Origin of the sequence: Vibrio sp. 10N.222.55.A1 (assembly GCF_041473835.1) — a bacterium.
In the GTDB taxonomy this organism is placed as follows: Bacteria; Pseudomonadota; Gammaproteobacteria; order Enterobacterales; family Vibrionaceae; genus Vibrio; species Vibrio crassostreae_C.
This window is the reverse complement of record NZ_JBFRSX010000012.1, coordinates 37,298-49,924: the sequence shown is the minus strand read 5'-3', so window position 1 is coordinate 49,924 and position 12,627 is coordinate 37,298. Positions and strand designations below refer to the sequence as shown.

The following is a 12,627-nucleotide window of genomic DNA, read 5'->3' as shown; positions in this document are numbered from 1 at the left end:
ATCGCACGATATCAGTGCAAATCAGATAAAGCGAAGGAGAATGCTTTAATGAGTGAAACGGTGACTCAAGTTCATAGTGCAGTACAAACCCTTACCCAAAGTTCAGATACTTTATTCCTATTACTCGGCGCAATCATGGTCTTCCTGATGCATGCTGGCTTTGCGTTTCTCGAAGTCGGTACCGTGCGAAAGAAGAACCAAGTCAACGCGCTGGTTAAGATCCTTTCCGACTTTGGTGTCTCCGCCATTGCTTACTTCTTTATCGGTTACTGGGTTGCTTACGGTGCACACTTTTTTGCAGACGCAGAAACACTTTCGCAAGGCAACGGATATGAACTGGTTAAGTTCTTCTTCCTAATGACATTCGCAGCGGCAATTCCTGCGATTGTTTCTGGTGGTATCGCAGAGCGTGCTCGTTTCTATCCAATTTTGATTGCGACACTGTTTACGGTTGGTTTCATCTATCCATTTTTTGAAGGCATCATTTGGAACGGCAACTTTGGATTCCAAGATTGGCTAGAAGGTCAGTTTGGTTACGTGTTCCATGACTTCGCAGGCTCGGTAGTGGTTCACGGCGTAGGTGGTTGGATTGCTTTGGTCGCAGTTTACTTCTTAGGGATGCGTAAAGGTCGAATCCGTGCAGGCAAACACACCAACTTCGCACCATCGAATATCCCATTCTTAGCACTAGGCTCTTGGATCTTATGTGTGGGTTGGTTTGGCTTTAACGTGATGTCAGCTCAAGCGATCAATGGCATCAGCGGTCTCGTGGCAATGAACTCTCTCATGGCCATGGTTGGCGGTATTCTTGCGGCTCTAATTGCAGGTAAAAATGACCCGGGCTTCATCCACAATGGTCCTTTGGCTGGTCTCGTCGCTATCTGTGCGGGCTCAGATTTGATGCACCCACTTGGCGCTTTGGTGACGGGCGGTGTGGCAGGTGCGCTGTTTGTTTACCTATTTACTTATATGCAAAACAAAACACAGATCGATGATGTACTGGGTGTATGGCCTCTACACGGCGTATGTGGTGCCTGGGGTGGCGTTGCTGCTGGTATCTTCGGCCAACAAGCTTTCTGGGGTCTAGGCGGCGTGAGCTTTGCTTCTCAGTTGATTGGTACAGTCGCAGGTGTTGCTGTTGCTTTCGTCGGCGCGTTAATCGTATACGGTGTGTTGAGCAAACTAACAGGCCTACGCTTAAGTGAAGAAGATGAATTCAACGGTGCGGATCTTTCTATCCATAAGATCTCTTCTATCAACGAAGACTAACGTTGTTCACTTGGTGGGGTAAAGCACATCAAGTAGACAACTGTTGAACAGAACTAAGCGGCTTCGGTCGCTTTTTTGTTTCTATGGATAGCAAAACAGAGAATTTGAGTAACAACAACCACAACTATCAAGCGAGTTATGTCACAAATAGCCAATGAATTCAGTTGCCTAAGACTATGGTCTAATCCCCAAAACTATTGTTGGAATTTGAACAGTGCTAAGCTGTTACAAAGTGACATATCTAAAAGGACGTTATATGCATTTCCCATATCGAAATATCGTAATTCTTACTGGCGCTGGCATCTCTGCAGAGTCGGGGATACAAACATTCCGAGCACAAGACGGGCTATGGGAAAACCACAAAATCGAAGATGTAGCGACGCCTGAAGGGTTCGCAAAAGATCCTGACTTGGTACAAGCCTTCTATAACAAGCGTCGTCACGGCCTGCAAAGTGAGAGCATTCAGCCCAATTCAGCCCACAAGGCGCTAGGAGAGCTCGAAGACAAGCTTGATGGCAAAGTTACCATCATTACTCAAAACATCGACAATTTGCACGAGAGAGGCGGTAGCAACAACATTATTCACATGCATGGTGAACTTTTAAAAGCGCGTTGCAGTGAATCCAATCAAGTTGTAGAGCACAAAGGCGATATTGAAACGGGTGAACTTTGTCATTGCTGCCAAATCCCTGCACAAATGCGTCCACATATTGTTTGGTTTGGCGAAATGCCACTAAGAATGGGCGACATTTATTCCGCACTGGAAGAAGCGGATCTGTTTATCTCTATCGGAACTTCAGGTGTTGTTTATCCAGCGGCAGGCTTTGTTCACGATGCGAAAATGCATGGTGCACATACTATCGAGATAAACCTCGAACCAAGTGCGGTTGAAAGTGAATTTGAAGAGAAGCGCTACGGCAAGGCGAGTATCGAGGTGCCTAAACTGGTTGGCGAGTTATTATGTACAGAGAAAGGTTCTTTAACGGCCTAAGCCTTGTCTTTAATAACACACATCAGTTTCTGAATCTGAAAAAATAAAGCGGCTTACGCCGCTTTATTTACTTAACTTCTTAACTAACAATAACTTAGTTGTTTACTTTAAGTTTTTGGAAGTACTCGTCATAAATAACGCTCGCTTCACCAACTTCATCTTGCCACACACCGTTATCCATCACTGATTGTGGTGGGAAAACGTTCTTGTCTTCAGCAAATTCTTTAGGAAGAAGAGGGTAAGCGGTTTTAACTGGTGTCGGGTAACCGATCTCTAGAGCAATTTTCGCAGCGTTCTCTGGGCGAAGAAGGAAGTCGATCATCTTATGAGCCGCTTCAGTGTTCTTAGCGCCTGCTGGAATTGCTAGGCTGTCCATCCAGAAGATAGCGCCTTTTTCTGGCCAGATAATGTCAATCGTTGCGCCTTCTTGGCGTGCCATGTAAGCAGAACCATTCCAAAGCATACCAAGAGACACTTCACCTGCTAGGTAAGGGTTCGCTGGGAAATCTGAGTTAAATACCAATACGTTTGGCATTAGCTTACGAAGTTCTTCGTAGGCTTCTTTGATTTCTTCAGGGTTAGTCGTGTTTGGAGAGTAGCCCAGTTTAGATAGAGCGATATGGAAAACCTCACGAGAGTCATCCATCATCATCAGTTGACCTTCCCACTGCGTATCCCACAGATCGCCCCAGTTTTTAACTGAAGACTTGTCTAGCATGTCTGAGTTGATACCAATACCCGTCGCACCCCAGATGTATGGGATTGAGTAGTTGTTATTTGGGTCAAATGGCTTATCTAAGTAATTTGGATCCAAATCTGCAAAGTGGCTTAGCTTGGTTTTATCAAGCTCTTGAAGCATGCCTTCTTTACGCATCTTAGAAACGAAGTAAGTAGAAGGAACCACTAAGTCGTAACCCGTACCTTGAGTTTTTAACTTAGCGTACATGCTTTCGTTAGACTCATAAGTTGAGTAGTAGACTTTAATGCCCGTCTCTTCTGTGAAGTCTTCTAGTACTTCATTTGGAATATATTCAGACCAGTTGTAAAAATACAGTTCTTGGTCAGCTGCGAAAGAGGGTGTAGAAAGTAAAGTAGCAGCACACAATGCGCCGGTATACAGTGTTTTTTTCATTACTGTTCCGTTCATTTGTTTGATTTGGAGCTGGGTAGTGAACCCAAGGTAAAGGATTTCGAAAAATCGCGCTATATTATAGCAGCGATATAATAAAATAGGCAGCCTAAGCTGCCTATTCATTGATATTCTTATTTTTAACTTATTGATTATCTACGTTGACCTGTTAAGTAAACTGGTTACTTAGCCACAGTTAGATAATAAGCTAAATTACTGACCTGCTTTAAGTTTCATGAAGTAATCTTCATACTTCACTGTCTTATCGCCAACCGCAGCTTGCCATTCAACACGATCAAGGTCTTCTTGCGATGGGAATAGCGCAGGGCTATCTTTGAACTTCTCGTTAGACGCTTTAACGGCCGTTAGGTAGCCTGTGTCACGAGAAATTTGCTCAGCAATTTCAGGGCGAAGTAGGAAATCAATCATCTTATGAGCTGCTTCTACGTTTACCGCACCAGAGCTAATCGCAAAGTTATCAACCCAACCGATACCGCCTTCTTTAGGGAAAACTAGTTTGATTGGTAGACCTTCGTTTTGCGCTGCAGCAGCAGAACCGTTCCACAGCATACCAAGACCCACTTCACCAGACATGTAAGGCGCGCCTGGGTTGTCTGAGTTAAATACTAGAACGTTTGGCATAAGCTTTTGTAGCTCAGCGTACGCTTCGTCGATCTCTTTTTCGTTGGTTGTGTTACCAGAGTAACCTAACTTACGCAGTGCGATGTGGAACACTTCACGAGTGTCGTCCATCATCATCAGTTGACCTTCAAGCTCTGGCTTCCATAGATCAGCCCAGCTTTGGAAATCTTCTGGATCGTACATGTCAGTGTTAACAGCAAGACCTGTGATCGCAACTACGTGTGGAATAGAGTAGTCGTTGCTTGGGTCGTACGGCTTATCTAGATAGTTAGTATCTAGATTCTTGAAGTTGTTCAGCTTAGTTTTGTCGATCTTTTGTAGCATACCTTCGTCACGCATCTTAGATACGAAGTAAGTCGACGGCACAACTAGGTCATAGCCTTTGTTGTGTGTTTTTAGCTTTGCGTACAGGGTTTCGTTCGACTCGTAAGTCGAGTAGATCACCTTGATACCAGTTTCATCAGTGAACTGTTCTAGAATCTCACTGTTGATGTAAGGTCCCCAATTCATGAATACCAATTCTTTGTTATCTTTTGCAAATGATGGTGCAGATAACATTGAAAGCGCACATGCACTACCAGCTAATAGAGTAGCCCATTTTTTCATTGACGTTAGCTCCAAACTAAACGTTGCCCGAAGGCAGTAGATAGAAAAACAGAATGGCAATTTACCATTCTGTTTATGATTAACACTTTTTTTGAACTTGAAGTCTCTTAACTTCTTAATCAAGCCAGTCTCTATATAGAGTAGGAGACTTACTTGATTTTTTCTCTCGCTAATGACTGAGAAATGATCACCAGTATTAACGACACCACTAACATCACTGTTGCTAGGGCGTTTACCTCAGGAGAGATACCCACTTTAACCATTGAGTAAATCTTCAGTGGTAAGATTTCATACGTTGGGCCGGTTACGAAAGAGCTAATGATTACATCGTCCAAAGACAGAGTGAAGCTCAATAACCAACCCGCAGCAACCGCTGGCTTAGCAAGAGGCAGAATGATCTGTTTTAGAATCGTCCATTCACTTGCACCTAAGTCTTTTGCTGCTTCTAGCATCTTCACATCAAAGCCATTCAAGCGACTGTATACCGTTACTACAACAAACGGTAGACAGAAGGTAATGTGAGCAGCAAGTAGGGTAAAGAACCCAAGTTGAACACCCATTACCAAGAATAGCGCAAGAAGCGAAATCGCCATTACGATATCTGGAGACATCATTACGATGAACAGCATGCCATTTACGATGCCTTTACCTTTAAATTGGTAACGGAATAGGGCTACTGCTGTAAGGCTCCCGACAATCGTTGCGGCTGTTGCTGAGAACACCGCTACGTTGATCGAGTGCCACGCAGCCTGCATTAGGCTGTCGTTGTTAATAAGCGCGTCATACCATTTAGTGGTGAAGCCACCCCATTTCATACCAAACTTATTGGCATTAAACGAGTTGGCGATCAATACGATAATAGGTAGGTATAGAAAGGCGTATACCAGCGCCATAAAGCTGAACTTAACTGTGCGCCCCATTAGTCTAGCTCCACTTTCTTGTTCAATAGCTTACCTGCTCGGTAGTAGGCATACAGCATCACAGCCATTGCCATGGTCAGTGCGATACTCGTCGCTGCACCAAACGGCCAGTCTCGAGCGTTGAGCACTTGGCTCTTAATCACGTTACCAATCAATAGGTTCTTAGCTCCGCCTAATAGGTCAGAGATGTAGAACATACCTAACGCTGGCAGTAGCACTAACAAACAGCCGCCAATAATGCCCGGCATTGTTAGTGGTAGTACCACTTTCAATAGCGTTTGCAGTTTGTTCGCACCTAAATCTTTAGCCGCTTCTAAATACGTATCGTCCAGTTTTTCAATCGCTGAATACAGCGGCAGAATCATAAACGGAAGTAGGATGTACACTAAACCGATCATTACTGCGGTTTCTGAGTACATGATACGTAGCGGTTTATCAATGATATCTAACGCTAACAAGCTTTTGTTCAAGACACCTTGCGTACCCAGTACAATTTTTAATCCGTATGTACGAATCAAAGAGTTCGTCCAGAATGGTACTATCACTAGGAACAACATGATTGGACGCCACTTCGCCGGCATTTTTGCCACGATGTAAGCGAATGGGTAACCAATAATCAAACAAAGTAGGGTTGCGACAATTGCCATATAGAAAGAGTGCATCAACACTTTAAAATACAGCGGGTCAGCCAAACGCACGTAGTTATCGAGAGTGAAGGTCATCTCGATCAAGTTCGCTTCATCACGAGTTAAGAAGCTAGTACCAATGATCATGATGTTTGGAATCATCACGAACAACACTAACCAACCTGTGATTAAAGCAACAATTGCGTTTTGTAAATTAAACTTCTTGCTCATCTTCTAATACCACTTCCCAGCTCTCAACCCAAGTTACTGCAACTTTTTGGCCCAGTGAGTGATCAACATCAGGGTCATCTTCGTTGAAGAATTCGCTAACCATGACACGCATACCAGATTCAAGTTCTACGACTGAATCTAATGTCATGCCTTTATAGGTTCGCTCGACAATGTGGCCAACAATACCGCGTTGCTCTGACTCTTTAATTTCTTCGATTCGAAGATCTTCAGGGCGAAGCAATACTTGCAGTTTTTGACCCGGTGTTACGTCTTTATCGTGATAGATAATGGACTCTTCACCTTCGATTGTCGCAACAATGCGTTTTTCATCTTGACGAGATTTCGCTGTCGCTTCGAATACGTTAATTTCACCAATGAAACGCGCTACAAATAGGTTCTTAGGCTCTTCGTAGATCTCTCTTGGTGTTCCGTCTTGTTCAATCACGCCATCACGCATAACAATAATACGGTCAGACATAGACAGCGCCTCTTCTTGGTCATGCGTTACAAAAATGAACGTGATACCAAGTTGGCGTTGTAATTGTTTCAGCTCGATTTGCATCTGTTTACGTAGTTTGTAATCCAGAGCAGATAGAGATTCATCCAACAAAAGAACTTTAGGCTTATTAACGACAGCACGAGCGATTGCGATACGTTGCTGTTGGCCACCAGATAGCTGGTGTGGCTTTCGTTGTGCCATTTGTTCTAGGCGCACCATTTTCAAAGCATCCATTACACGAGGTTCAATCTCGCTGTTTGGAACTTTCTGCATGCGTAAGCCAAATGCCACATTGTCGAAAACGGTCATATGCGGGAATAGGGCATAGCTTTGGAATACAGTGTTTACATGCCTTTGTTCAGCAGGAACTTGGGTTACGTTTTGTTCAGCTAATAGTATTTGACCACTATCTGCCGTTTCAAAACCCGCAATCATTCTTAGCACGGTTGTTTTACCACAACCTGATGGGCCTAAAATCGTGAGAAACTCACCATGATTTACGTTTAAATCCAGATTGCCGATGACTTCCTTACCATCGAAACTTTTACTGATGCCAGTTAGCTGTACTACTGGCTTTCCTACTGATTTTTTAGCGTTCAACGTCTGTTTTTCTCCACCTTGGTTCTATTTGAGACCTGTTGCTATACACCTTTAAGGCGCGCATCATAATCACCAAAAACGTGAATTCAAAGCATTTTTTACCTTTCGAAGATAAAAAATTTCGCAGGTAAAAGTAAACATCCTTTACCATACTGTTATTTACTGGGTTTACACCCTAACAAGTGTCTAATTATTAACCATCAAGACGCAAAAGCAAGCCTTGTTACAGATTCATATTTTAGTTTGTATCCGACATATGAGTATAATGAAGGTAATTTTTTATCAATAAGTTAGGTGGCTTCGCTTAATCGGCACACCTAGGTATCAATATGAACAACGACATCGAAAAAGATTTTAATTTGGGCGGTAGTATCAACCGTGCACTTTCTGGCGATTATGAGCTCAAAGCAACGGCTGTATTCCAAGAAGCTTGGAAACATACGATAAGTCACTTTCTTTCGTTTTCCCCAGCGATTATTGCTTTGATGTTTGTGCAGCTCGCTATCTTTTATATCGCACTAAAACTACAGCTTGGTGATCCCGCGGTTATCTTAGATGCAGTTATCGACCCAGAGTCGTTTACGCCACAAATCGTTGAATCGATTTTTATCGCGAACTTTAGCTATGAAGTGATCAGTGCGCCTATCTATGCGGGTATCTGTTTAATGGCAATGAGTCACGCCGCTGGCCTACAAACCAAAGTACGCCACATCGGTAAAGGTTTGCAGTTTACGGTTCCGGTTATTCTAGTGACTTTGTTTAGCCTAATGCTTCAAGGCATCGCAGGTATGATTCTGCCGTTCTTGTCTATCTACTTCTCACTGGCGTTCAGCCATTCGATTCTGCTGATTTGTGATAAGAAAGTGCCGCCAATGCAATCGCTGCTGCTTTCTCTGCGTGCTGTCAACAAAAAAATCTTCACCGTTGCTTCTATCTACCTATTAGTAATGCTGATGTTCATCGTCGCGGCAATGATGTACGGCATTGGCCTTATCTTCGTTTTACCTTTCTTCTTCCACGTGAAAGGGATTCTTTACCGCGAGATGTTTGGCATTAAACTCAAACTGATCGCGTCAGACAGACCAAAGAGCGACGACGACCACAACGGTAGCAACAATAAAGACCCACAGGTATTCGATGCATAACAACTCTAAATTAAGCGCAAGTAAATCACTTGCGCTAAAAGTGACAGCATTAGCCTTAGTTGGCTCGATCTCGTTAGTTGGCCCAATGCTTTACCAACAAGAAGAAGAGCGCAGGCGAGCGGGGCAAAAGGCTCCAGACTCAGAGCAAAACTTTGGTGACTTGACCGTCTCTTCTGATAAGCCAAATTTCGCAGCGATTGAAGATGTAAATAAAAAGAAAGACACCTTCTTTTCTTATCTTCGCCCAAGTATCAACATCGAAAACAAGCGAATCACCAAAGAACGTGCGTTTCTAACCAAGTTTTCAGAGACGGGGTTGAACAATGTTGACTCTGAAGACGCGTCATACGCAAAGAGACTAGGGAAGCTGTATAGCCTGCCTGTACCTTCATCGGGCTTAGATGACGCTTGGCTGAAAGAAATGTTGAATCGTGTAAACGTGCTACCTGAAGCGCTTGTGTTAACTCAGGCGGCCAATGAATCAGCTTGGGGTACATCTCGTTTCGCCACTAAAGCAAATAACTATTTTGGACACTGGTGTTACACCAAAGGTTGTGGCCTTGTTCCGCTACAACGTAACGAAGGTAGCTCGCATGAAGTCGCAACATTCTCTTCAAGCCAAGAATCCGTACATCGGTATTTCATGAACCTTAATCGTAATCGTGCTTACGCCGATCTAAGAGTGATTCGTGCAAAACTTGATGCGCAAGGTGATGATCTTTTAACAACCGCAACGGCGACAGAGCTCACCAATGGCTTGTTAAAATATTCTGAGCGAGGTTCCGACTATGTGACTGATTTACAAGCTATGATCCGTCACAACGAGGTATACTGGAAAAAGTAACTCATTTTGATACCAACTTGGTTGCCTTCGATAGTCGGCTTATACCAGTAATATCACAAAAAGAGCAGCTCATTGGCTGCTCTTTCTATTTATAAACGCTCAACTTCGACAAGATTATAATAATGAAAAAGACAGCACTCGCTTTATTAGCCTCATTAAGCCTTGGGGTTTCTCTTCCTGCTTCAGCGCAAGAATACATGTTCACGTATTCTAAGCTTTATACTCAGCTGAAAAACAACACCAAAGAAGGGCATGATGATGTCAAAGTTGCGGTCTTCTTTGTTGATCAACAAGCTCAGCAAACCTGTCACATCAGCAAAGCTTGGATGGAAAAAGAAGAGCACTACGAAGAGCTAAAAGTCTCTCCGGCCAATGAACTGCTTCTACCGGTAGATCAAAACCTACGCTCAGCAAACCCTCTTATCTTTGTACAAACTCAAGAACAGGAATGTGCGTATTCTTTTGTGGTGATGACTCAAGAGCCTTTAGCTGGCACAGTAGAAGTTGCACAGATAGAAAACCTATTACCACAGATGCAGGCGATGCTTGAAGACGTCAGCGGTATGTTCTCTGGTTGGTTCACGCCAGATATCCAAGGGTTAACGCTAGAGTTCGCTAATAAGCTGGAAGGCAACATCGAGCTTTCAAATGGCAAGCAACTACCAATCAAAGAAGGACGTGCGAAATTCACCTTAGAAGAACTGAATGGAAGTGACAGCATCACGTTGCCAGAACCAACAGTTCGCGTATTGCCGTACATTCCCGCGCAATAATTTTTAACAGAATCATTGTTAGTGAAGTAAAAGCTTAGCGAAATCATCCCCCTAAGTTTTTGCGACATATCTTAAAGCAGCCTCATCGAATAAGATCAGGCTGCTTTTCTTTATCTATGATACCAACCGAGAGCTTGTGAAGCCGCGTTTCTCTGCCGTTTAGGCGCTTATCGAACAATAAAAGCAGAATCTTTCTATTACTCAGCTTGTTTATCCGGCCGTTACTATTTCAACATCAAATAAAAATCCGTATAATCCACGCCCTAAAACAGTCCCACTAGCAATCTACAGTCGGTAATACGACGGTGTGAGAGTCGCAATGAACCAAAACGATAATAGAAAAGAAACACTTGAATTCAACAAACTTCAGAAACGTCTGAGAAGAAATGTTGGAAATGCCATCATCGACTACAACATGATCGAAGAGAATGACGTAGTAATGGCATGTATTAGTGGCGGTAAAGATTCATTTGCGATGTTAGATATTTTGCTACGTTTACGTGAAGCAGCACCGATCAAATTTGATGTTGTGGCAGTAAACCTAGATCAAAAACAACCTGGGTTCCCTGAACACATTCTTCCTGAGTACTTTGAAACGCTGAACATTCCTTACTACATCGTAGATAAAGACACGTATTCAGTGGTTAAAGAGAAAGTGCCAGAAGGTAAAACAACGTGTGGCCTATGTTCTCGTCTTCGTCGTGGTACTTTGTACTCATTCGCAGAGAAGATTGGTGCAACTAAGATCGCTCTGGGTCACCACCTAGACGACATCGTTGAGACCATGTTCCTAAACATGTTCCACGGTGCGCGCTTAAAGGCTATGCCACCAAAGCTTCGTTCAGATGATGGTCGTAACGTTGTTATTCGTCCACTGACTTACTGTCGTGAAACGGACCTAATCAAATACGCAGAACATAAAGAGTTCCCAATCATTCCTTGTAACCTATGTGGCTCTCAAGAGAATCTACAGCGTCAGAACATTAAAGCGATGCTAATTGATTGGGATAAGAAAACGCCAGGTCGTGTTGAGAAGATCTTCAAGTCAATCCAGAACGTAAGTCCAAGCCAACTGGCTGACCGTGAGCTGTTTGACTTCGTGAACCTTCCACTAGACCGTAGTGAAGACCGCAAAGCGTACGAATTCGAAGAAGCTGAAATTTCATCTTCTAACATCGATGAGTCAATGTTCATCGACGTAACGAACGTATAATAAGAATAATCGTTGTAGAGCAGTAGATGCGCCTACAACAGACAAACAAAAACGCCTCAAGCAATGCTTGAGGCGTTTTTTTATAAGTTAAACTTTTCCCTGACCTAACCTTTCGAAAGGTTAGGGTCTAGTGGGCTGACGTAACCAGACGGTTTAAGAGCCAACACATCACAGTTAATCTTATCGATAACATGTTCCGCGGTATTACCAATAAACACGGCAGACAAGCCAGTACGACCCGTTGTACCCAGAATCACCATCGCAGCGTTATTTTCAGAAGCGACGCGAGGAATAACATCTTCTGGCAAGCCTTGTTCAACCACAGTTTGTTCTTCACACATACCGTGCTTCTGGCGCAATGCTTTCATTGCCGTTAAGTGATGGCCACGAACCGCATCGGTATAAGACGTTGGATCAAACTCTGGCAGTTCAATGGTAATATTCGCAGGTGTCACAGGGTAGGCATTCACCAAGAACGGTTCCGCATCCAAACGACCGGTGATCTCTAGCAATCTGTCGACCATTGTATCGTTAAGCTCTAAATGAGCTTCTGTTTCAGAACCTACATGAACGGAAGCAAAAATCTTCGCGTGATCTGGCCAGAAATCGTTTTTAACCAATAGCACTGGGCTAGGGCACTTTCTCAATAGATGCCAATCGGTTGGAGTGAAGATGACAGATTCCAAAGTATCATGCTTACGCGTGCCTTTGATTAAGATGTCGTGTTCGCCACTGTAAACCTCGGCTATGATCGCTTCGTACGGGCGGTTGTGCCAAACCACTTGTACGTTAAATTCAATAGAATCATCTAGGTAAGGTTCTGCGACTTTATTCATCCAAATTTCGCGTTGATGAATTACGCCTTTGCGCATTGCGTCTCTTTCATCGATAGAGAGCATAGATGTCATTTCATACGAGAAGTCGTATATCGACAAAAAGAAAGTGATGTGGCTTGTTGAGGTGCTTTTCTTAGCAAGTTGGATAGCACGAACTAGAGCAGGTTGCTCATCGTGATTAATGTCTGCGACAACTAAAATTTTGTTATAGATACTCATAACTAAGCCTACTTTTCAGACCGAACATATAAATAATGTAGCGTAGTTATGGAGAGATTAAGAGAAATATAAGAGGTTTTAAGA

The 12,627-nt window shown here is 43.3% G+C and carries 12 protein-coding genes; 6 read left to right on the top strand and 6 right to left on the bottom strand.

The window, feature by feature from the left end:
• The first annotated feature begins 48 nt into the window (after positions 1 to 48).
• Both AB4493_RS03590 and cobB read left to right on the top strand, forming a co-directional pair.
• On the top strand, positions 49 to 1,269 hold the full coding sequence (locus AB4493_RS03590; protein WP_017059625.1) for an ammonium transporter: 1,221 nt from the start codon (positions 49 to 51) through the stop codon (positions 1,267 to 1,269).
• A gap of 256 nt (positions 1,270 to 1,525) precedes the next feature.
• Positions 1,526 to 2,260, top strand: a complete 735-nt coding sequence (gene cobB, locus AB4493_RS03585; protein ID WP_017063867.1) for a Sir2 family NAD+-dependent deacetylase — start codon at positions 1,526 to 1,528, stop codon at positions 2,258 to 2,260.
• Positions 2,261 to 2,354: 94 nt separating this feature from the next.
• On the opposite strand, the gene AB4493_RS03580 is transcribed toward cobB, so the two are convergent.
• From AB4493_RS03580 to potA, 5 genes are all read right to left on the bottom strand, one after another.
• Positions 2,355 to 3,392 carry an extracellular solute-binding protein gene (locus AB4493_RS03580; protein WP_017059627.1) on the bottom strand — a complete coding sequence of 346 codons (1,038 nt, stop codon included), beginning with the start codon at positions 3,390 to 3,392 and terminating at the stop codon, positions 2,355 to 2,357.
• Between the two features lie 210 nt (positions 3,393 to 3,602).
• Positions 3,603 to 4,637, bottom strand: coding sequence for an extracellular solute-binding protein (locus tag AB4493_RS03575; RefSeq protein ID WP_017059628.1), 1,035 nt, complete (start codon positions 4,635 to 4,637; stop codon positions 3,603 to 3,605).
• Positions 4,638 to 4,786: 149 nt separating this feature from the next.
• The gene (gene potC / locus AB4493_RS03570) at positions 4,787 to 5,557 is read right to left on the bottom strand and encodes a spermidine/putrescine ABC transporter permease PotC (protein ID WP_017059629.1); all 771 of its coding nucleotides are present in this window, start codon (positions 5,555 to 5,557) and stop codon (positions 4,787 to 4,789) included.
• Entirely contained in the window at positions 5,557 to 6,414 is an 858-nt protein-coding gene (potB, locus tag AB4493_RS03565) for a spermidine/putrescine ABC transporter permease PotB (RefSeq protein ID WP_017059630.1), read from the bottom strand. The genes potC and potB overlap by 1 nt, the downstream gene beginning before the upstream one ends.
• The gene (gene potA, locus AB4493_RS03560; protein WP_017059631.1) at positions 6,398 to 7,513 is read right to left on the bottom strand and encodes a spermidine/putrescine ABC transporter ATP-binding protein PotA; all 1,116 of its coding nucleotides are present in this window, start codon (positions 7,511 to 7,513) and stop codon (positions 6,398 to 6,400) included. Before potA ends, potB begins: the two co-directional genes overlap by 17 nt.
• A 329-nt stretch (positions 7,514 to 7,842) precedes the next feature.
• Here potA and AB4493_RS03555 point away from each other — a divergent pair, with 329 nt between their 5' ends.
• The 4 genes from AB4493_RS03555 to ttcA all read left to right on the top strand — a co-directional run bounded on the left by AB4493_RS03555 (position 7,843) and on the right by ttcA (position 11,488).
• Positions 7,843 to 8,658, top strand: a complete 816-nt coding sequence (locus tag AB4493_RS03555; RefSeq protein ID WP_017063864.1) for a membrane protein — start codon at positions 7,843 to 7,845, stop codon at positions 8,656 to 8,658.
• On the top strand, positions 8,651 to 9,502 hold the full coding sequence (locus AB4493_RS03550; RefSeq protein ID WP_372154524.1) for a glucosaminidase domain-containing protein: 852 nt from the start codon (positions 8,651 to 8,653) through the stop codon (positions 9,500 to 9,502). Before AB4493_RS03555 ends, AB4493_RS03550 begins: the two co-directional genes overlap by 8 nt.
• A gap of 122 nt (positions 9,503 to 9,624) precedes the next feature.
• Positions 9,625 to 10,275, top strand: coding sequence for a DUF2987 domain-containing protein (locus AB4493_RS03545; protein ID WP_017063862.1), 651 nt, complete (start codon positions 9,625 to 9,627; stop codon positions 10,273 to 10,275).
• A 319-nt stretch (positions 10,276 to 10,594) separates the two neighbouring features.
• A complete protein-coding gene (gene ttcA / locus AB4493_RS03540) occupies positions 10,595 to 11,488 on the top strand; it encodes a tRNA 2-thiocytidine(32) synthetase TtcA (RefSeq protein WP_017059635.1) in 894 nt (297 codons plus the stop codon).
• Positions 11,489 to 11,592: 104 nt separating this feature from the next.
• Here the strand turns inward: ttcA and uspE are convergent, their stop codons facing one another.
• Complete coding sequence (uspE, locus tag AB4493_RS03535) at positions 11,593 to 12,543, bottom strand: universal stress protein UspE (RefSeq protein ID WP_017070547.1); 951 nt, start codon at positions 12,541 to 12,543, stop codon at positions 11,593 to 11,595.
• Positions 12,544 to 12,627 lie beyond the last annotated feature (84 nt).